Below are 21173 nucleotides of genomic sequence, written 5' to 3'. Positions count from 1 at the left end.
AGGCCCGCCGCGATTGGCGCTGGCCGCCGGGCGGTCAAACGACTGTCCGCCCGGTCGTCTCGGGCTGTCTGCAGGACAACAGCGAAACCCAAGCGTGCCAGCGGTGTAATCGTATTCATGGGACGTGATGGGTGTGCTAATTTCACTCCTTTAACGGGAGCCCATTAACCATGATTGAGCGTCAGCGTCGCACCAAGATCCTTGCCACCCTCGGACCGGCGACCGACCCGCCGGGCGTGCTGGAGGATCTCTTCCGCGCCGGCGTGAACGTGGTTCGCCTCAACTTCAGCCACGGTGACCCGTCCGGCCAGGCCAAGCGCGCCGCCGATGTGCGTGCCGCCGCTGCCCGCGTGGGCGTGGAAGTGGGCATCCTGGCCGATCTGCCGGGCCCGAAGATCCGCATCGAGCGTTTCGCCGAAGGTAAGATCAAGCTCAAGGCGGGTGACCGCTTCGACCTGGTCGCCTCGCCGAACGCACCGGCTGGCGACACCACCCAGGTGGGCGTGAGCTACCTCGGCCTGCCGCAGGACGTGGTGGCTGGTGACATCCTGCTGCTCGACGACGGCCTGATGCAGCTGCAGGTCACCGAAGTGCAGGGCGAGCGCATCATCAACACCGTGCTCAACGACGGCGTGCTGTCCGACCGCAAGGGCCTGAACAAGCAGGGCGGTGGCCTGTCGCTGGGCGCGCTGACCGAGCGCGACAAAGAACTGATCGGCATCGTGGCCAAGATCGGCGTGGACTTCATCGCCGTCTCGTTCTGCCGCAATGCGCAGGACATGAACGACGCGCGCGAAATCGCCGAGTCGCACGGCTGCTACGCCGCGCTGGTCTCCAAGATCGAGCGCACCGAAGCGATCGACAACCTCGAAGAGATCGTCGACGCCAGTGACGTGGTCATGGTCGCGCGTGGCGACCTGGGCGTGGAAATCGGCGATGCCGAACTGCCGGGCCTGCAGAAGAAGATCATCAAGGCCTCGCTGGCGCAGAACAAAGTGGTGATCACCGCCACCCAGATGCTGCAGTCGATGGTCGAAAGCCCGATCCCGACCCGCGCCGAAGTGCTGGACGTGGCCAACTCGGTCATCGACGGTACCGACGCAGTGATGCTGTCGGCCGAAACCGCCGCCGGCATGTACCCGGTCAAGGCGGTCGAAGCGATGGCACGCATCTGCCTCGGTGCCGAACGCCAGTTCCAGACCGAGACCGATTTCGGTGCCTCGCCGCGCAACCTGGAGCGTGCCGACCAGGCGATCGCCATGGCCACCATGTTCCTGTCCCAGCACGTGGGCGTACGCGCGATCGTGGCGATGACCGAATCCGGTGGCACCGCGCGTTACCTGTCGCGCTTCCGTGCCTCGGCCCCGGTGTTCGCGGTGACCCGCCATGACGGCGCCCGCCGCCAGATGGCGCTGATGCGCGATGTGTTCCCGATCAACTTCGACAGCCGCGGCCTGACCCCGCGCGAAGCCGCGCGCGGCAGCATCCGCCTGCTGTTCGAAGCAAACCAGCTGCAGAGCGGCGACCGCGTCGTCTTCACCAGCGGTGAGCACATGGAAACCCATGGCGCCACCAACACGCTGCGCCTGCTGGAAGTGGGCGAAGACGGCCGTGCCAGCGGCCTGGGCGAACTCTAACCGACCCGCCCCGCAACACCCGGACCCGCGTGGCTTCACGGCCGCGCGGGTTCGTCGTTTCAGATGGAATCGTTTCCAGATTCCGTGGACGGCCAGTTCACGGGAGGCGGGGTCTATAATTGGCGTTTTCCCGCACCCGCCACAGGAAGTACATGAGCATCGAACAGCTGGCTGAAACCGCACAGGCCATGGTCGCCCCGGGCAAGGGCATCATCGCGATCGACGAATCCACCGGCACCATCGGCAAGCGCTTCGCCAGCGTCGGCCTGGAGAACACCGAGGAGAACCGTCGCGCCTACCGCGAACTGCTGCTCACCACGCCCAAGCTGAACGAGCACATCTCCGGCGCGATCCTGTACGACGAGACCATCCGCCAGTCCACCAAGGACGGCGTCCCGTTCGCCAAGTACATGGCGGCCCAGGGCATCATTCCGGGCATCAAGGTCGACAAGGGCGCGCATGCCCTGGCCGGCTGCCCGGGCGAGCTGGTCACCGAAGGCCTGGACGGCCTGCGCGAGCGCCTGCAGGAGTACTACAAGCTGGGTGCGCGCTTCGCCAAGTGGCGTGCGGTCATCAACATCGGTGAAAGCATCCCGTCGGGCACCTGCATCGAGTCCAACGCCCACGCGCTGGCCCGTTACGCGGCGCTGTGCCAGGAATGCGGCCTGGTGCCGATGGTCGAGCCGGAAGTGATCATGGACGGCGACCACGACATCGAGACCTGCTACGAAGTCACCGAAGCCACCCTGCGTTCGCTGTTCGATGCGCTGTACCAGCAGAACGTGCTGCTGGAAGGCACCATCCTGAAGGCCTCGATGGTCATCTCCGGCAAGGGCTGCGAAGAGCAGGCCGACGTCGAGGAAGTGGCCGAGTCGACCGTGATGTGCCTCAAGAGCACCGTGCCGGCGATCCTGCCGGGCGTGGTGTTCCTGTCCGGTGGCCAGAGCGATGAGCAGTCCACCGCGCATCTGAACGCCATGAACCAGATGGGCAACCTGCCGTGGCCGCTGAGCTTCTCCTACGGCCGCGCCATGCAGCAGGCCGCGCTGAAGCTGTGGGCCAAGGACACCAAGGCCAACGTTGCCAAGGCGCAGCAGACGATCTTCGATCGCGCCAAGGAAAACGGCCAGGCCGCCCTGGGCAAGTGGAACGGCTGATTCACGCCTGACCGCAGTCAACGAAAACGCCGGCCTCGTGCCGGCGTTTTTGTTTGCGGGAGACAGCGGTGCGCAGACGCACGCGTGCTCTGGCACGATGCGAACCACCTTCGCGTGGATGGATCCCATGTTCGTTCGTCTCTGTATCTCGCTGTGTGGGGTGTCATTGCTGCTGGGAAGCGCAGCGGCGCACGCATCGACGCCGCGTGGCTTCGATGTGCTGCACTACGATGTCGCGCTGGTGCCGGACATCGCCCACAAGCGCGTCACCGGCCAGCAGACGCTGCGGTTCCGGGCCGAGCGGGAGCTGCGCGCAGTGACGCTGGACAGCGGCGCGCTCACCGTGACGGCCGTGATGCAGGGGGATCGCGCGCTGGCCTTCGCGCAGCACGATGCGAAGGTGCAGATCACGCTGGCCGAACCGCTTCCGACGGGAGACACCGCCAGCGTGACGATCCGCTATCACGGCGAACCGCCGTACGGCCTGGAGTTCGCCCCCGAGCGCGACGAGGTCTACACGATCTTCTCGACCAGTCAGTGGATGCCCTCGGTGGATGCCCCCGACGAGCGCGCCACGCTGGACCTGTCCGTGACCTTGCCGGCGGGCCTGCTGGCTGCGGGCACCGGTCGCGCGCTGCCGCTGCGCACGCTTCCCGATGGACGCATCGAACATCGCTGGCAGCTGGAGACGCCGATGCCGGGGTATGTCTATGGCTTCACGGCGGGGCGCTATCAGGAAGCGACGCAGCAGCATGGCGCCATCGGCCTGCGGTTCCTGTCCAGGGAGCGGTCGCCCGCGCAGCTGCAGCGCGTGTTCACCGCCACCGGCGGGATGCTCGATTTCTTCGCCGACCGCGCGGGCCTGCCATATCGCGGCGACTATCAGCAGGCGCTGGTGGCCCGCACGATCGGGCAGGAAATGGCCGGGCTGTCGCTGATGTCCGAGCGCTACGGCCAGCAACTGCTGGAGGATCCCGGCCAGACCGCGTTGATGGCGCACGAGGCCGCACATCAGTGGTGGGGAAACCGGGTGACCTGCGCCGGCTGGGAGCACTTCTGGCTCAACGAAGGCATGGCCAACTTCATGACCGCCGCCTACCTCCAGCAGGCGCAGGGAGAGGCGGCCTACCAGGCACAGGTGACGATCTGGCGCACGCGGCTGGACGCGCTGCGTGCCAAGGGGGCGGATCACGCGCTGGTGTATGCGGACTGGGACGCGCCGACCGGCGATGACCGCGCGGTGGTGTACCAGAAGGGCGCCTACGTGCTGCACCTGCTGCGCGTCGAAATGGGCGAAGCCGCGTTCTGGCGCGGCCTCCGTGATTACACGCGGGCCAACGATGGGCGCTCGGTGGTGACCGTCGATTTCCAGCGTGCGATGGAAGCAGCGGCCGGCCGCTCATTGCAGCCGTTCTTCGCGCAGTGGGTCTATGGCGTGGGCTGACGCGTCAGTGCGCGGCGGCCGGCGGCAATCCCAACGCCAGGGGCGCGAAGATCGCCGAGGTCGACGGTTCGACCGGCTGACCCAGCGCGGCCAGCGCCGACTGGTAGGCCTTGTACGTCGCCGCGTTGTAGGCCACCAGGATGATCCGGCGCGGTTGGCGGTGCGAGCGCTGCCAGGTCAGTGTTTCGGTGGCGGCGATGTGGGCGGCCTGGTGCAGCGGATACCCGAACACCCCGCAGCTGATCGCCGGGAACGCGATCGATTCCAGGTCGAGTTTCTCCGCCAGCTGCAGCGATTTCCAGTAACAGTTGGCCAGCAGCGCCGGCTCGTCGCGCAGGCCGTCCTGCCAGACCGGGCCGACCGTATGGAACACATGTCTGGCCGGCAGCTCGAACGCGGGCGTCTCGCGCACCTCACCGGTCGGGCAGCGCATGCCGGGGCGGATCTCCGGCAGGGCGCGGCAGGCTTCGAGCAGCTGCGGACCGGCCGCGCGATGGATCGCGCCGTCCACGCCGCCGCCGCCCAGCAGGGATTCGTTGGCCGCATTGACGATCGCATCCACCGCCAGGGTCGTGATGTCGCCCTGCCACACTTCGATCTTCATGCGTACCGCTCCTTACGTACTGATACCGGGTCCATACAACGAAATGACGTGCCTGACCTGCACCGTAACCTGCAGGACATCTAGGCTGCGTCATCGTCGTCTCAGGCAGTGCGACCCGGCGAGCGCTGGCTGACCTTCACACGATGCCGCCGGATCGCTTCACCGCAGATGAAGCGCCAGGAAGCAGAACGCCCGCCGGTCAGGGCGGGCGTTCCGCTCATACGGACCAACGCGGGGATCAGGGCAGACCGGCCAGCCAGTCGTCGTCGGAGCCTTCGTTGATGTCGGCGAACAGCGGGGTCGAGAAGTAGCGCTCGCCGGTGTCGGGCAGCATCGCCAGGATCACCGATCCCGGCGCGGCCTTGGCGGCGATGTCCAGCGCGCTGGCGACGGTGGCGCCGGCCGAGATGCCCACGAAGATGCCTTCCTCGGCAGCGAGCCGGCGCGAGGTCTCGATCGCCCGCGCGTCGTCGATGGTCAGCAGCTCATCGTAGACCCCGCGGTTGAGTACTTCCGGCACGAAGTCCGGGGTCCAGCCCTGGATCTTGTGCGGCTTCCACTCATCGCCCTTGAGCAGGGCGGCGCCTTCCGGCTCGGTGGCGACGATGCGGGTCTCGGGCCGGGCAACCTTGAGCACTTCGCCGACGCCGGTCAGGGTGCCGCCGGTGCCCCAGCCGGTCACGAAGTAGTCCAGCCGCTTGCCGGCGAAGTCGCGCAGGATTTCCGGCGCCGTGGTGTTGCGGTGATAGGCGGGGTTGGCCGGGTTGGCGAACTGGCTGGCCAGGAACCAGCCGTGTTCGTCGGCCAGTTCCTTCGCACGGCGGACCATGCCCGAGCCGCGCTCGGCGGCCGGGGTCAGGATCACCTTGGCACCATAGGCGCGCATCAGCTTGCGGCGCTCGATCGAGAAGGTCTCCACCATCGTGGCCACGAACTTGTAGCCGCGCGCGGCCGCCACCATCGCCAGGGCCACGCCGGTGTTGCCGGAGGTCGCCTCCACGATGGTGTCGCCCGGCTTGAGCAGGCCCTTGGCTTCGGCGTCGAGGATGATCGCCAGCGCCAGGCGGTCCTTGACCGAGCCACCCGGGTTGAACGACTCGACCTTGGCATAGAGGGTGACGTGCTCGGGGGCGAGGCGGTGCAGGCGCACCACCGGGGTGTTGCCGATGGTGTCCAGAATGGAGTCGTACAGGGCCATGGGGATGCTCCGGAGAAGTCGTTGCCGCCCGGGGGCCGTGCGGCGGGGAAGGGTCGGGCGGGTGGCGGCGGCAGGCGCCTGGTCGCGGCCGGCCCGGGGTCGGTCAGACCGTACCGCTGGCATATGACCGCGCGAAATGACCTGATTACCTTCTTAAACAACGTTTGGTTATAAGCTGGTGACGGCATTTGCCCTACAGTCGGATGGCCCCCTCTCCATGCGCCGTATCGCCCGCCCATGACGCTGACCCAACTTCGCTATCTGGTCGCCATCGCCGACGCCGAGCTCAACATCACGCTGGCGGCGTCCCGCGTGCACGCCACCCAGCCCGGCCTGTCCAAGCAGCTCAAGCAGCTGGAGGATGAACTGGGCTTCCTGCTGTTCGTGCGCAAGGGCCGCAGCCTGGAAGCGGTGACCCCGGCCGGCGTGGAAGTGATCGGCCGCGCCCGCGCCGTCCTCGGCGAAGCCAACAACATCCGCACCTATGCCGCCAACCAGCGGCGCGAAAGCCAGGGCCAGCTGGTGCTGACCACCACGCACACCCAGGCGCGCTTCGTGCTGCCGCCCGCGGTGGCGCGGATCAAGCAGGCCTACCCGCAGGTCAGCGTGCATCTGCAGCAGGCCGCTGAAAGCGATGCGCTGGACCTGCTCAGCCAGGGCGATGCGGACATCGCCATCATCAGCACCGCCGGCGGCGAGCCCACGGCTGGCCTGGCCATTCCACTGTACCGCTGGCGCCGGCTGGTGCTGGTGCCGCGCGGTCACGCGCTGGATCGCCCGGGTGCGGCGCCGGACCTGCAGGCGCTGGCCAGCCATCCGCTGATCAGCTACGAATCCTCCACCCGCGGCAGTTCTTCGCTGCAGCGCGCCTTCGCCAGTGCCGGACTGAGCCCGGACATCGCCTTGACCGCCCTCGATGCGGACCTGATCAAGACCTATGTGCGCACCGGCCTGGGCGTCGGCCTGCTCGCGGAAATGGCGGTCAACGCCAGTGATGAAGACCTGCGCGCGTGGCCGGCCCCGGCGCCGATCGACGAGTGCATCGCCTGGGCGGTGCTGCCCCGTGACCGCGTACTGCGCGATTACGCGCTTGAGCTGGTGCACGTGCTGGCCCCGCAGATCGACACCCGCGACCTGCGCCGCGTGATCGACGGCAACCAGGAGGCCAACTGGCCGCTGCCGCCGACCTGGGAATCACTGACGCAGACCATCACCGTCTAACGGGACGCGTCAACGCATTCGCGCTGTCGCTCCCACGCTTTGCTGCGCAAACCGCGGGCCCCTCTTCACCAGCACCCACACCCCGGCCGCTTTGCGGCCGCCCCCTGACTCAGGGGGCTAGTCCCCCAGACGCGTCGATGGCGCCGGTTGAAGCCGCTGCGACGGTTGGTCGCAGGGCGTCGGGCTGCCCTGCCAACGGTCGGGCGCTACCATGACGGAGTGAACGTCCGCCGTCGCCCGTATGCCGTCTTTCTGCAGCTTGCCTTCGTGGCGACGCTGCTGATGGCGCTGGCGCCGCTGGTCAGCCGCTGGCAGCAGGCGCATGCCGAGGCGCCGGTGATGCTGATGCCGGCCGGCATGACCCACGCGCTGCCGGCGCTGCCGGCGCCGCCGGACGCCCACGCCGGGCACGGCATGCCGCAGCACGACGGTCAACATCACGTCATGCAGCACGGCGACATGCAGCACACACCGATGAGCGAGCACGCCGGGCATGGTGACGCCTGCGAATACTGCATGATGGCCTCGCGCCTGATGCCGTGGCTGGCGGTCCTGATCCTGTTGTTGCCGGCGATGCCGGTCATCGCACCGCGCGTCCCGCGCGCCGTGCCCACGCCCCGCAGCCTGCGCTGGCCGGCCCACGCCGCCCGCGGCCCGCCCGCGATCTCCTGAGACCACCGCCCTTCCTGCCCGTGTCGCCGTGATGGCGACGCGTGCCTGCGTGCTTTTCTGGAGTTCCACCATGAACGTTTCTTCCCGCAGCGCGGGCGCACTGACGCGCCTGTCTGTTTCCCTGTCGCTGGCCCTGGTCGCGTTGCCGCTGCAGGCCGCCGCCGACGATGCCCGCACCCTCGATACGCTGGTCGTCACCGCCACCGCGCCGTCCTCGCCACTGCACTGGGTCACCGATCCGCGCCTGCCGCGGCAGCCGGTCCCGGCCAGCGATGGCGCGGACTATCTGAAGACGGTTCCCGGCTTTTCCGCGATCCGCAATGGCGGCACCAACGGCGATCCGGTGCTGCGCGGCATGTTCGGCTCGCGCCTGAACATCGTCAGCAACGAAGGCAATCTGATCGGTGCGTGCCCCTCGCGGATGGACAACCCGCTGTCCTACATCGCGCCGGAAACCTTCGATCGGCTGACCATCATCAAGGGGCCGCAGAGCGTGCGCTGGGGTGCCGGTGCTTCCGCGGGCACGGTGCGCTTCGAGCGCGATACGCCGCGCTTCGACCAGCCGGGCATGGACATCAACGCCAGCGCGCTGGTCGGCTCGCGCAACCGCAACGACCAGGTGCTCGACCTCACCGCCGGCGCCTCGCCGGGCTATGTACGCGTCAACGGCAACCGCTCCGAATCGGATGACTACAAGGACGGCAACGGCGACGTGGTCCCCTCCAAGTGGCGAAAGTGGAACAGCGACGTGGCCGTCGGCTGGACGCCCGATGCAGACACCGTGCTGGAACTCTCGGCCGGCACCGGCGATGCGATCGCGCGCTATGCCGGTCGCGGCATGGACGGCGCGTCGTTCAAACGCACCAGCTACGCCGCTCGCTTCGAAAAGGACAACCTGCCGGGTGCGTGGGACAAGCTGCAGGCGAACCTGTACTACAACGACGCCGACCACGTGATGGACAATTACACGCTGCGCACGCCGAACCCGGCCAGCAGCATGCCGATGCCGATGGCGTCCAACGTCGATCGCCGCACCACCGGTGGCCGTATCGCCTCGGAATGGCGCTGGCAGGACATTGCCATCGTGGCCGGCGTGGACGCGCAGGACAGCCGTCACCGCAGCCGCAATGGAATGGGGCGCGATGTGTACCGGCAGCAGCCGTGGCGCACGGATGCGCGCTTCGAGAACCTCGGCGCGTTCACCGAGATCACCCTGAGCGAGGGCACCGCACAGCGCTGGGTAGGTGGCCTGCGCATGGACCGTGCCGAGGTGAAGGACGAGCGCGCCACCAGCGGCATGATGGCGATGCCGAATCCCACCGCCGGGCAGACCCGCCGCGAGAACCTGGGCAGCGGCTTCGCCCGCTTCGAGCGTGACATCGCGCCCGCCCTGACCTGGTACGCGGGTGTCGGCCACAGCGAGCGCATGCCCGACTACTGGGAGTTGTTCTCGCCGGACCTCGGCCCGGCCGGCGCGGTGAATGCGTTCACCGGCGTGCAGCCGGAGCAGACCACCCAGCTCGATCTGGGCCTGCAGTACCGCACCGATCGCCTCAATGCCTGGGTCTCGGCCTATGCCGGGCGCATCCAGGACTACATCCTGTTCACCTACCGCGACGGCGGCATGATGGGCAGCACCAGCCAGGCCAGCAATGTCGATGCGCGCATTGCCGGCGCCGAGGCGGGCGCGGAGTGGCAGTTGGCGCAGCAGTGGAAACTCGGCGGCACGCTGGCCTATGCCTGGGGTGAGAACCGCAGCGACGGCCGCGCGCTGCCGCAGATGCCGCCGCTGGAAGCCCGGCTCAGCACGGCGTGGGAAGGCGAACGCTGGTCCGTCGGTGCGCTGGCGCGTGCGGTCTCCCGCCAGGGGCGGGTCGCGGCGGGGCAGGGCAACGTGGTCGCCCGCGATCTGGGGCCCAGCGCCGGCTTCGCCACCGTGGCCTTGAACACGAGCTATCGGGTCAACCAGGCGCTGCTGCTCAGTGCAGGGGTCGACAATGTGTTCGACCGCGCCTACAGCGAGCACCTGAACCTGGCGGGCAGCGCCGATTTCGGCTTCCCGGCCGATCCGGTGCGGATCAACGAGCCCGGCCGCACCGCCTGGCTCAAAGTGAACTATCGTTACTGAGCAAGACGGCCGGGCGGGGCGTTCACGCCTCGCCCGGCGCCTGCTGCGCCAGCCACGACAGGGCAGCACGGTGGCGGGCATTTCGACATGCGCCGATACATGGCGATACACGTCCGCTGCCGCCCAGCACAAAAGGGCTTTCGCCCGTCACCGGCAGATGTGAAGAGGCCGGTAAACGCTTGGCACATATGCCTTCACCCGGGGCCTCTATACACTCGGCGGTCGAGAAACAACCGGGATTGCATTACATGTTGGGACGCATCGCAGCGCGCTTCGCCGCTGGCATCGCCTTGGTCGCATTGGCTGGGTGTGGCAGTAAAGACGAGGCCGCTCGCCGGCAGGCAGACGCCGTACCGGTCACCACCCAGGTGGTGCAGACCTCGGCATGGAGCGACACCCTGCAGGCGTTGGGCACGGCCAAGGCGCGCGAGTCGGTGACGGTCACCGCCAAGGTCAGCGAAATCATCGAGACGGTCCACTTCGAGAGTGGCCAGCAGGTCAGCGCCGGCACGCCGCTGGTGACCCTGCGCGGCCAGGCCCAGGAAGCGGCCCTGCTGCAGGCCCAGGCGACGTTCCTGGAAGCGGACCAGCTGTACAAGCGCCAGCGCGAACTCGCCGCCCAGCAACTGGTGGCCAGCTCCACCCTGGATACGCAGCGCGCCATCCGCGATGCCGCCGATGCACGCGTGCGTGAAATGCAGTCGGATATCGGCGATCGCCGTGTGCGCGCGCCGTTCGCCGGCGTGCTCGGCATCCGCCAGGTCAGTGCCGGTTCGCTGGTCACCCCGAGCACCGCGATCACCACGCTGGACGACATCGAGCGCATGCACGTGGACTTCCAGGTGCCCGAAGCCGAGCTGGCCTCGCTGAGCACCGGCGACAAGGTCAACGCGACCAGCGTGGCCTACCCGGGCCGCAACTTCGAAGGCGAGGTCGCCACCATCGATACCCGGGTCGATCCGGGCACGCGCGCGGTCACCGTGCGCGCCGATTTCATCAACGCCGATCACGCCCTGCGCCCGGGCATGCTGCTGGATGTGCGGATGTTCCGCCCCGAGCGCCAGGCGCTGGTGATCCCCGAGATCGCGGTGGTCCAGGTCGGGCGCGATTCCTATGTATTCCGGGTTGCCAAGGACGACATCGTGGAGCGCGTGGACATCACCGCCGGCGCGCGTCGCAGTGGCGTGGTCGAAATCCGCGACGGGCTCACTGCCGGTGACCGCATCGTGGTGGACGGCACCGGCAAGCTGCGCCCGGGCCTCAAGATCCAGGCCGAGGCGGCTGCACCGGTCAGGCCGGCCGCGCCGACGACCGCCGAACCGGACACCGCCGGATGAAACTCTCCGACGTTTCCATCCAGCGGCCGGTGTTCGCCGTGGTGATGAGCCTGCTGCTGGTCGTGCTGGGCTTCATGTCGTTCACCCGCCTGACCCTGCGTGAGCTGCCTGCCATCGATCCACCGATCGTGTCGGTCTCGGTGGATTACACCGGTGCCTCCGCGGCGGTCATCGAGAGCCGCATCACCCAGGTGCTGGAGGATGCCCTGGCCGGCATCGAAGGCATCGACACCATCAACGCGCGCAGCTCCAACGGGCGCTCGCAGGTCAGCATCGAGTTCACCTCCAACCGCGATATCGAAGCGGCCGCCAACGATGTGCGCGATGCGGTCAGCCGCGTCGCCGACCGCATGCCCGAAGAGGCGCGGCCGCCGGAAATCGCCAAGGTCGAGAGCGACGCGGACGCCATCATCTGGTTCAACATGACCTCCTCCAGCATGGACACGCTGGCGCTGAGCGACTACGCCGACCGCTACGTAGTGGACCGTTTTTCCAGCCTGGACGGCGTGGCCCAGGTGCGCATCGGCGGGCGCCAGCGCTATGCCATGCGGATCTGGCTGGACCGTGACCAGCTCGCCGCGCGTGGCCTGACCGTCGGCGATGTGGAAGGCGCGCTGCGCAACGAGAACGTCGAACTGCCGGCCGGTCGCATCGAGTCCGCCGACCGCGATTTCACCCTGCGCGTTGAGCGCAACTACGTGAAGCCCGAAGACTTCGCGACCATCCCGCTGGGCAAGGGCAGCGACGGCTACGTGGTGCGCATGGGCGACGTGGCGAAGATCGAGCTGGCCTCCTCGGAGCGCCGCGCCTATTACCGCAGCAACGGGGAGCCCGGCATCGGCCTGGGCATCGTAAAAACCTCCACGGCCAACGCGCTGGATGTGACCCGCAACGCGCGCGCCGAGGCTGAGCGGATAGGGCAGACCTTGCCGGAAGGCACGCATATCTTTGTGGCCTTCGACAACACCACCTTCATCGAAGCCGCCGTCGATCGCGTCTATGCCACGCTGGTGGAGGCGATGCTGCTGGTGCTGGCGGTGATCTGGCTGTTCCTGGGCAGTTTCCGCGCGGCCTTGATTCCCGCGGTGACGGTGCCGGTGTGTCTGATCGCCGCCTTCATCGCGCTGTATGCGTTCGGCTTCTCGATCAACCTGCTGACCCTGCTCGCGCTGGTGCTGTGTATCGGCCTGGTGGTGGATGACGCCATCGTCGTGGTCGAGAACGTGCAGCGCCGCATCGATCTGGGCGAGCCGCCGCTGGTCGCCTCCAAGCGCGGCACCGCGCAGGTGGCGTTCGCGGTGATCGCCACCACGGCGGTGCTGGTCGCGGTGTTCCTGCCGGTCGGCTTCCTGGAAGGCAATACCGGGCGTCTGTTCCGCGAGCTGGCCGTGGCGCTGGCCGCAGCGGTGGCGCTGTCAGCGTTCGTGTCGCTGACGCTGACCCCGATGATGGCCTCCAAGCTGCTCAAGCCGCACACCGGGCAGGCGCCCAAGGGCCTGCACGGGGTGATCAACCGCAATCTGGATCGCCTGTCGGCGGCCTACGGGCGCTTCCTGGAAGCACACGTGACCCGCACCTGGATCTACATCGTGGTGATGATCCTGTCGCTGCTGGCCAGCGCGCTGCTGCTGAAGGTACTGCCGTCCGAGCTGGCACCGGCCGAGGACCGCGGTTCCTTCCAGATCATGATCGATGGCCCTGAAGGTGCAGGCTACGATTACACCGTCGGGCAGGTCCAGCAGGTCGAGCAGATCGTGTCGGCGTTCGTCGGCGAGGACAAGCCGATCGTGCGCGCCAACCCGCGCGTGCCGGGTGGCTTCGGCGCCAGCGAGGAAATGCACACCGGCCGCATGAGCGTGTTCCTGCAGCCGTGGCGGCAGCGCGAGGTGGATACACCGCAGGTGGCGGCCGACCTGCAGAAACATCTGGATGGCATCCGCGGCGTGCGCGTGCGCACCCAGGTCGGTGGCGGCCTGGTCCGCAGCCAGGGCCAGCCCTTCCAGATCGTGCTCGGTGGCCCGGAATACGCGGAAATCGCGCAATGGCGTGACCGCATGCTGCTGCGCATGGCCGACAACCCCGGCCTGGTCGGCGCGGACTCGGATTACAAGGAAACCCGCCCGCAGATGCGCGTGAACATCGACCGCCAGCGTGCGGCCGATCTGGGCGTGTCGGTCACCGCGATCGGCAGCGCGCTGGAAACCATGATGGGCTCGCGCCGCGTCACTACCTTCGTCGACAACGGCGAAGAGTACGACGTGCTGGTCCAGGCCGGCCGCGAAGGACGCGCCTCGCCGGCCGATCTGGCCGCGATCCGGGTACGCGCCAGTGGTGGCGAACTGGTGCCGCTGTCCAACCTGGTCACGCTCAGCGAAGTTGCCGAAGCCGGCAGCCTCAACCGGTTCAACCGCCTGCGCTCGATCACCATCAACGCCGGCCTGGCCCCGGGCTATCCGCTGGGCGAGGCGATCGCCTGGGCCCAGCAGGTGGCCAGCGAGGAGCTGCCGCAGCATGCGCAGGTCAGCTGGAAGGGCGAATCGCGCGAGTACCAGAACGCCGGCAGCGCCGTGCTGCTGACCTTCGCGATGGCCCTGCTGGTGGTGTTCCTGGTGCTGGCCGCACAGTTCGAGAGCTTCATCCATCCGCTGGTGATCATGCTCACCGTGCCGCTGGGCGTGCTCGGGGCGCTGCTGGGGCTGTATGTCAGCGGCGGTACGATCAACCTGTTCAGCCAGATCGGCATCGTAATGCTGGTCGGCCTGGCGGCCAAGAACGGCATCCTGATCGTGGAGTTCGCCAACCAGCTGCGCGACGAGGGCCGCAACGTGCACCAGGCCATCGTCGAATCGGCGATGGTGCGCCTGCGCCCGATCCTGATGACCTCCATCGCCACCGTGGTCGGCGCGATCCCGCTGGTGGTGGCCGGTGGCCCCGGCTCGGCCAGCCGCGGCACGATCGGCGTGGTGGTGATCTTCGGCGTGACCGTGTCCACCTTCCTGTCGCTGTTCGTGGTGCCGGCGTTCTACTCGCTGCTGGCACCGTATACGCGTTCGCCGGAAGCGGTGGCGCGCGAACTGGCCCGCCAGGAAGCTGAAACCCCCTCCGTGGGCGGCCATGCCTGAGCGGAATGGGCGGCATTGTCGCCCATTCATCGAATTGCCACTACGCAGCCCGGCGCGGATCGTGGAGAATCGACCGGGTCCCAGCCGACGGGGACGTTCCTTTTGTTTCCGCCGACTGGAGAGAGCGCGTGGAAGAAGTAGTCAGTTTCATCAATGGGATCATCTGGAGCAAAGCTCTGATCTTCCTGTGTCTTGCCGCAGGCCTGTACTTCAGCGCCCGCACCCGTTTCATGCAGATCCGCGGTTTCGTGGAGATGTGCCGGCTGACCGTGCAGGGTGAGAAATCCGACGCGGGCGTGTCCTCGTTCCAGGCGCTGGCCATGTCCATGGCCGGGCGCATGGGCATCGGCAACATCGCCGGCGTGGCCACCGCGATCGCCTTTGGCGGCCCCGGTGCGATCTTCTGGATGTGGGTGATGGGCTTCCTCGGTGCTTCCACGTCGTACGTGGAATGCACCCTGGCGCAGATCTACAAGACCAAGGATGCCGAAGGCCGCTACCGCGGTGGCCCGGCGTATTACATCGAAAAGGCCATGGGCCTGAAGTGGTACGCGCTGGCCTTCGCCGTGGCGACCATCATCGCTGCCGGCTTCCTGATGCCGGGCGTGCAGGCCAATGCCATCGCCGACAGCATCATCAACGCCTGCCGCGGCGGCAGCCTGTGCGGGCCGCTGGACGGCCAGTTCATGGGCCTGGAATCGGTGCAGGCGCTCAAGCTGGGCATCGGCATCGTGGTCGCGCTGCTGCTGTCGGTGGTGATCTTCGGCGGCGTCAAGCGCATCGCCAACTTCGCCGAGGTGGTGGTGCCGTTCATGGCGGCGGCCTTCATCCTGATGGCCATCACCATCATGATCATCAACTACGACCGCGTGCCGGACATGTTCCGCACGGTGTTCAGCAGCGCCTTCGGTGCGCACGCTGCGTTCGGCGCGATGATGGGCCTGGCGGTGGAGTGGGGCGTCAAGCGCGGCATCTACGCCAACGAGGCCGGCCAGGGTACCGGCCCGCACGCGGCGGCCGCTTCGGAGGTCTCGCATCCGGCCAAGCAGGGTTACGTGCAGGCTTTCGCGATCTACTTCGACACCATGATGGTGTGCACCTCCACCGCCTTCCTGATCCTGGCCGCAGGCACCTACAACGTGTATTCGCCGGTGCCGGGCGGCGCGCCCGTATTCGCCGGCCTGGCCGGTGTGGCCGAAGGCGCGGGCTATGCGCAGGCCGCGGTGGAAACCGTCATTCCGGGCTTCGGCGCGGCCTTCGTGGCGATCGCGATCTTCTTCTTCGCCTTCACCACGATCATGGCCTATTACTACATGGCCGAGACCAACCTGACCTACGTCAACAACAACGCCAAGCGTCCGCTGACCGTGCTGCTGCTGCGCCTGGGCATCATCGGCATGGTGATCTTCGGTGCGTTCCACAATGCCGGCATGGCGTGGGCGCTGGGCGACATCGGCGTGGGCCTGATGGCCTGGTTGAACATCATCGCGATCCTGATCGTGCAGAAGCCGGCGTTGCTGGCGCTGCGCGACTATGAGCGTCAAAAGAAGCTCGGCCTGGATCCGATCTTCGACCCCGATGCCCTGGGCATCAAGAACGCCGATTTCTGGCGTACCCGCAAGCTGGAGCTGTCCCGTAGTGAATGATCCCTGGAAGAATGCGCGCCGTCCGTCCTCGCGGCCGCCGCGCGCCACGCCGCTGCCGCCCCGCGAAGGTGGCACGCCGCCGCCGCCCGGCCGTGGCAACGACGAGCTGCGCCTGTACGGCTGGAATGCCGTGCAGGCCCTGTTCGAGCATCGCCCGCAGGCGCTGCGCAAGCTGTACCTGACCGAGGCGCTGATCCCGCGCATGCAGCCGGTGCTGAAGTGGTGCGTGGCCAACCGCGTCGGTTACCGCGTGGTGGAAGACGGCGATCTGAACAAGCTTGCCGCGACCACGCATCACGAAGGCCTGGTCGCCGACGTGCTGCGTGCGCCGATGCTGGAGCTGGAGGAGTGGTTGGCCACGCTGCCCGCCGACGCGCCGGTGCTGGCGCTGTGGCTGGATGGCGTGGGCAATCCGCACAACTTCGGCGCGATCCTGCGCTCGGCCGCGCATTTCGGTGTGGCCGGGCTGCTGCTGCCGCCGGGCGCGACGTTGGCGTTGTCCGGTGCCGCCGCGCGCGTGGCCGAAGGGGGCGCCGAATCGGTACCGCTGGTACGGCTGCCGGCACTGCCCGAAGCGATGGAACAGCTGCGTGCCGCCGGCTTGAGCCTGGCCGCCACGCTGGTGGAGGGCGGTGATGATCTGTTTGCCAGCACGCTGCCGGCGCGTCTGGTCTACGTGATGGGCGCCGAAGGCGAAGGCATGGATCGCGAGCTGGCGCAGGCGTGCGACCACCAGGTGTCCATCCCGGGCACAGGTGCGGTGGAAAGCCTCAACGTCGCCTCGGCGACGGCAGTGTTGCTGGCGCAGTGGTTCGGACGCAGTCGCGTCTGACCCGTGCGTGCGTTTTCGGGGAGAGCGCGGCGTCATTCGCGCCACCCACGGTGTGATCGGTTTCACCGAAATCGTCGTGACTACATCGCTTTCGGATTAATCGCATAGTGCACGCAGTGAAAACTGCGCACAGTGCCGGGTGGACGCTGTGCTGCGTGGGTGAGGAGAGACACCCCCGCAGCGCGGCGATCCGCTTGTCCGGACCGCGAAGGTCTAGCGGCGCTCACCGCGTGGGGTGTGACGTTATCCCGGTAGCCCGGTCGCAGTGCGACCGGGCTTTTTTTTCATTATTCGTTGGGCGGCGTGGTCGGCTTGGCTTCGCTGCCGAAACTGCCCTCGGCCTCGGCGGCGAGATAGGCGAACACGGTATACGCCGCTACGTTCTGCGCCAGCGCGGCCGGGTCGATCTTGTCGAGCGTGTCGTCGGCGGTGTGGTGCAGGTGGAAGTAGTCGCTGCCGTCCTGTGCCAGCCACGCCCACGCGCCACCCTTGGCCGCCAGCGGACCCACGTCCGGGCCCGGGCCACCCTTGTCGGCGGCGTACGCGATGCCAAGCGGCTTGAGCACCTCGGCGATCTGGCGGGTGGCTTCGCGCGAGTTGGCCGGGTTCGGTGAGCCGGTGTTGAAGGCGTAGATGCGGCCCGCGCCGAAATCGCTCTCGGCCGCGAGCTGGTGCAGCACCACATCCTTGGCGTGCGCTTCGGCGTACGCCTTGCCGCCATACAGCCCCTGCTCCTCGTTGGCGAAGGCGATCACGCGGATGGTGCGCTTCGGCGCCTGCTTGAGCTGGCCGATCAGATGGCCGGCGGCCATGGTGATGCCCACGCCGGCGCCGTCATCGACCGCGCCGGTGCCCAGGTCCCAGGAATCGAGATGGCCGCCGATCACCACCACTTCCTTGGGCAGGCTGCGCCCGGTGATCTCGCCGATCACGTTGTACGAGGTCGCCTTGCCGTCCCAGCCGCAATCCAGGCTGAGCTTGAGTGTGGTGCTGCCCAGCGCGACCAGGCGCGCCAGCTGGTTGGCGTCCGGCACCGACAGCGCGGCGGCCGGCACGGGGGTCAGGCCGTCATCGAAGCGGGTGATGCCGGTGTGCGGCACGCGATGTGAGTCGGTACCGGCCGAGCGCATCACGAAGCCGATCGCACCCTTGCGGATCGCCTCGGACGGGCCCTTGCTGCGCACCGCGCCGCCGTTGCCATAGTCGCGGCCATCGCGGTAGGCGGTCATCTGGTAATCGACGAAGGCGATCTTGCCCTTCAGCGAACCTTCCGGCGCGGCCTGCAGCGCAGCCAGATCGGCGAAACGCACCACCTCGGCCTCGACCGTGCCGCCCGGGCTGCCGCCGAGGGCGGTGATGGCCAGCGGCTGGGCATGCTTGCCAATCACCGCGGCATGCTCACTGCGGCGCTCCCATTTGGGGAAGGTGACCGGCTCGGTCCAGACCTTATCGAAGCCGAGCGATCTGAACTTGGCGACCGCCCAGGCCACCGCGCGCGCGTCGGCCTCGCTGCCGGCGATGCGCGGGCCGATTTCGGTGGTCAGCGACTCGACCACCTTCCAGCCGGTGTCGTCCTTGAGGGCCTGCTCACGCAGCTCGGCGGCGGTGGCCAGCGACGTCGGCGGCAGCGTGGTGATACCGGTCGCCGCGAACGCGGGCGCGGCCAGCAGGGCGAGGGAAGATGCGATGGCAAGGACGCGGCGACGCATGGACGAACTCCGGAAACGGGGCGGAAGCGTCCGAGCTTACCAGCCTGTCCGGCGCGCACATGGGCGGTAGGTCATGCACCGGCGAATGCTGTTTTCCAAAAGCGAAAACCCCGCCGGAGCGGGGCTTTCGATGGGGAGTGCCGGCCGCTGGCCGGCTCCGCGCGATGCAGGATATCCGTGGAGCCGGCCAGCGGCCGGCACTACCGTCTCCGTGCTGCCGGCCAGCGGCCGGCACTACCGGTGTTGCTGCCTCAGTGCTTCAGGTTGTCGCGGATCTCGCGCAGCAGCAGCACTTCTTCGCTCGGCGCCGCCGGGGCGGCCGGCTCGGCCTGCTTCTTGCGGGCCAGGCGGTTGATGAACTTCACGACCATGAAGATCGCGAAGGCCACGATCACGAACTGCACCACGGTGTTGAGGAAGTCGCCGTAGCCGATCACCACCGCCGGAATCTCCTTGCCATCTGCGGCGATCCGGGCCGGGGCCAGGGTCCAGGCCAGCTCGGAGAAGTCCACGCGGCCGATCATCCAGCCCAGCGGCGGCATGATGATCTTGTCCACCAGCGCGGTGACGATCTTGCCGAACGCCGCACCGATGACCACACCGACCGCCAGGTCGATGACGTTGCCACGCATGGCGAATTCTTTGAACTCAGTCAGTACACCCATCGGGCTCTCCTGTCGTAGTGGGGAATCAAATGACGCCGCAGCGTAACGCAGCCATTGTCATCCGGCGATGACGCCGTGGCGCTCGGCCACGTTTTCCAGGCGCGCGCTGAAACGGTCGCCCGGCTTCAACGCGGCCACGCCCGACGGCGTGCCCATGAACACCAGATCGCCCGCGCGCAGCGCCCACAGCTTCGACAGTTCGTGCAGGATCTCCGGCACGTTCCAGATCATCTGGTCCAGCAGTGACTGTTGGCGCACTTCGCCATTGATCTCCAGCGACAGGTTCAGCGCGGCCAGATCACCGACTTCGCCGGCCGGCACCAGCTCGCTGACCGGGGCGGACTGATCGAAGCCCTTGGCCGGATCCCACGGATGACCCTTGGCTTTGGCCTGCGCCTGCAGGTCGCGGCGGGTCAGGTCCAGGCCGACGCCATAACCGAACACCAGCGCCTCGGCCTGGTCGACCGGCAGTTCGCCGGCGGGCGCGTCCTTGCCGATCGCCACCACCAGCTCCACCTCGTGGTGCAGGTCCTGGGTGGCGAGCGGGTAGGGGATCACATCGTCATGGCCGACCACGATCGCATCGGCCGGCTTGCTGAAGAACATCGGGCGGCCGCGATCATCGGCAGACGGCACCGCTGCACCCATTTCGCGCGCGTGATCGGCGAAGTTGCGGCCGACACAGTAGATGCGACGCACCGGAAACGTACCGCCACCGGCGACCGGAATGCGGGGCTGCTCGGGCGTGGGGATTACATCGGTCATGCGTGCGTCCTGTGGAGAGGTTTCGCCGCAGTCTAGAGCGTTTTTCCGGTCCCACAAACAGAAACGGCCGCGCAGGGCGCGGCCGTCATCAGGAGGGAAGCGCGTCGATCAACGCGACATCGGCAAGGCCTGCTTGCGGACCACGCGGTATTCACCGTCCACGACCTGCGACGGAGCGGTGCGCGCACTCTTGCGCTGGGCGAGCAGCTTCCATGCGAGGCCGGCGATGATCATCGCCGCGCCCACGAACACACCGACGAACACCAGCGCGGCCAGAATCGCCAGGCCCAACAGACCGACCGCGACGCGCACCAGCGGATGGCGCGGCTTGCGCGGCGCGAACAGGGTGCGGAATTGGTTGAACTGGAAGAAGCGGCTGTACATGGCACTCTTTTTGGCTGAGGTCAGCAGTGGATGAGTATCCGTGCTGGCTTTTGTCATTGAGTGAAAAAGTCGTTAAACGTACCGCGCGTTCATTGCAAATCAATGACTTGTATTCATCCGGGAGCCAGTGACATGAGTGCGTGAGACACTGTGCCTCCACTGCCCGTTACCTGGATGCCATGTCCGTTCCCGAGACCACCACCACCGCCCTCATCGCCCTGGACGCCTTGGCGGACGGGGGATTTGCCGAAACCGACGTGCGTATCGACGGCGACAGCGAATCGGTGGTGCTGTACCGCGAGGGTGACCAGGTGCGCGCCTGGCTGAACATCTGCCCGCACGCGGGCCGTCGGTTGGACTGGGCGCCGGGGCAGTTCCTGAAAAGCAGGGAAGGGCACCTCGTCTGCGCGGCGCATGGCGCCTCGTTCTCGCTGGACAACGGCGACTGCGTGGCCGGCCCGTGCCGCGGCGATCGCCTGCGCACCGTCCCCGTGCAGGTGCGCGACGGCCAGGTCTGGCTGGGGTGACAACGAACGGCGGGTCGCCAACCCACGGGTAGGTAGCGACCGTTGGTCGCTACGCCCCCGGTGTCGGTCGCACCGACCGGTAGTGCCGGCCGCTGGCCGGCTGCTCTTGATGGCCAACCGTACGT

Annotated in this window: 17 protein-coding genes; 11 read left to right on the top strand and 6 right to left on the bottom strand. The window is 67.7% G+C overall.

Translation table 11 applies throughout. The annotated features are described in order from the left end of the window. The first annotated feature begins 170 nt into the window (after positions 1 to 170). The 3 genes from pyk (at position 171) to ABE473_RS10165 (ending at position 4238) form a co-directional block, all read left to right on the top strand. Positions 171 to 1637 carry a pyruvate kinase gene (gene pyk, locus ABE473_RS10175; protein WP_121039358.1) on the top strand — a complete coding sequence of 489 codons (1467 nt, stop codon included), beginning with the start codon at positions 171 to 173 and terminating at the stop codon, positions 1635 to 1637. Positions 1638 to 1789: 152 nt separating this feature from the next. Beyond that, entirely contained in the window at positions 1790 to 2794 is a 1005-nt protein-coding gene (locus ABE473_RS10170) for a class I fructose-bisphosphate aldolase (RefSeq protein ID WP_121039354.1), read from the top strand. A gap of 127 nt (positions 2795 to 2921) precedes the next feature. Next, entirely contained in the window at positions 2922 to 4238 is a 1317-nt protein-coding gene (locus tag ABE473_RS10165) for a M1 family metallopeptidase (RefSeq protein ID WP_346489382.1), read from the top strand. A gap of 4 nt (positions 4239 to 4242) precedes the next feature. Here ABE473_RS10165 and ABE473_RS10160 read toward each other — a convergent pair whose 3' ends face one another. After that, the gene (locus tag ABE473_RS10160) at positions 4243 to 4842 is read right to left on the bottom strand and encodes an O-acetyl-ADP-ribose deacetylase (protein WP_346489381.1); all 600 of its coding nucleotides are present in this window, start codon (positions 4840 to 4842) and stop codon (positions 4243 to 4245) included. Between the two features lie 238 nt (positions 4843 to 5080). Further along, the gene (gene cysK, locus ABE473_RS10155) at positions 5081 to 6040 is read right to left on the bottom strand and encodes a cysteine synthase A (protein ID WP_176988359.1); all 960 of its coding nucleotides are present in this window, start codon (positions 6038 to 6040) and stop codon (positions 5081 to 5083) included. A gap of 237 nt (positions 6041 to 6277) precedes the next feature. Here cysK and ABE473_RS10150 point away from each other — a divergent pair, with 237 nt between their 5' ends. The 7 genes from ABE473_RS10150 (at position 6278) to ABE473_RS10120 (ending at position 16998) form a co-directional block, all read left to right on the top strand. After that, a complete protein-coding gene (locus ABE473_RS10150; RefSeq protein WP_176988360.1) occupies positions 6278 to 7261 on the top strand; it encodes a LysR family transcriptional regulator in 984 nt (327 codons plus the stop codon). Between the two features lie 219 nt (positions 7262 to 7480). Continuing rightward, on the top strand, positions 7481 to 7933 hold the full coding sequence (locus ABE473_RS10145; RefSeq protein WP_346489380.1) for a DUF2946 family protein: 453 nt from the start codon (positions 7481 to 7483) through the stop codon (positions 7931 to 7933). A gap of 70 nt (positions 7934 to 8003) precedes the next feature. Beyond that, on the top strand, positions 8004 to 10061 hold the full coding sequence (locus ABE473_RS10140; RefSeq protein ID WP_346489379.1) for a TonB-dependent copper receptor: 2058 nt from the start codon (positions 8004 to 8006) through the stop codon (positions 10059 to 10061). Positions 10062 to 10309: 248 nt separating this feature from the next. Next, positions 10310 to 11398: an efflux RND transporter periplasmic adaptor subunit gene (locus ABE473_RS10135; RefSeq protein ID WP_346489378.1), complete on the top strand. Its 1089-nt coding sequence runs from the start codon at positions 10310 to 10312 to the stop codon at positions 11396 to 11398. Next, positions 11395 to 14520, top strand: a complete 3126-nt coding sequence (locus ABE473_RS10130; RefSeq protein ID WP_346489377.1) for an efflux RND transporter permease subunit — start codon at positions 11395 to 11397, stop codon at positions 14518 to 14520. The genes ABE473_RS10135 and ABE473_RS10130 overlap by 4 nt, the downstream gene beginning before the upstream one ends. Positions 14521 to 14648: 128 nt before the next feature. Then, positions 14649 to 16166, top strand: a complete 1518-nt coding sequence (locus ABE473_RS10125) for an alanine/glycine:cation symporter family protein (protein ID WP_346489376.1) — start codon at positions 14649 to 14651, stop codon at positions 16164 to 16166. A 52-nt stretch (positions 16167 to 16218) separates the two neighbouring features. Continuing rightward, on the top strand, positions 16219 to 16998 hold the full coding sequence (locus tag ABE473_RS10120; protein WP_346479265.1) for a TrmH family RNA methyltransferase: 780 nt from the start codon (positions 16219 to 16221) through the stop codon (positions 16996 to 16998). Positions 16999 to 17285: 287 nt separating this feature from the next. On the opposite strand, the gene ABE473_RS10115 is transcribed toward ABE473_RS10120, so the two are convergent. The 4 genes from ABE473_RS10115 to ABE473_RS10100 form a co-directional block, all read right to left on the bottom strand. Beyond that, complete coding sequence (locus ABE473_RS10115) at positions 17286 to 18707, bottom strand: M28 family peptidase (RefSeq protein ID WP_346489375.1); 1422 nt, start codon at positions 18705 to 18707, stop codon at positions 17286 to 17288. Between the two features lie 251 nt (positions 18708 to 18958). Then, positions 18959 to 19372, bottom strand: coding sequence for a large-conductance mechanosensitive channel protein MscL (gene mscL / locus ABE473_RS10110; protein ID WP_121039325.1), 414 nt, complete (start codon positions 19370 to 19372; stop codon positions 18959 to 18961). Between the two features lie 57 nt (positions 19373 to 19429). Further along, complete coding sequence (locus ABE473_RS10105) at positions 19430 to 20137, bottom strand: fumarylacetoacetate hydrolase family protein (RefSeq protein WP_176988367.1); 708 nt, start codon at positions 20135 to 20137, stop codon at positions 19430 to 19432. 108 nt (positions 20138 to 20245) lie between these two features. Beyond that, positions 20246 to 20521, bottom strand: coding sequence for a hypothetical protein (locus ABE473_RS10100; RefSeq protein WP_176988368.1), 276 nt, complete (start codon positions 20519 to 20521; stop codon positions 20246 to 20248). Between the two features lie 179 nt (positions 20522 to 20700). Between ABE473_RS10100 and ABE473_RS10095 the strand changes: the two genes are divergently transcribed. After that, positions 20701 to 21048 carry a Rieske (2Fe-2S) protein gene (locus ABE473_RS10095; protein ID WP_346489374.1) on the top strand — a complete coding sequence of 116 codons (348 nt, stop codon included), beginning with the start codon at positions 20701 to 20703 and terminating at the stop codon, positions 21046 to 21048. Positions 21049 to 21173: the final 125 nt, after the last annotated feature.

The sequence above is a fragment of the Stenotrophomonas sp. TWI700 genome (assembly GCF_039673645.1).
GTDB classification, from domain to species: domain Bacteria; phylum Pseudomonadota; class Gammaproteobacteria; order Xanthomonadales; family Xanthomonadaceae; genus Stenotrophomonas; species Stenotrophomonas maltophilia_AA.
The sequence above is the reverse complement of the archived record's forward strand: the minus strand, read 5'-3'. Positions and strand labels throughout refer to the sequence as shown.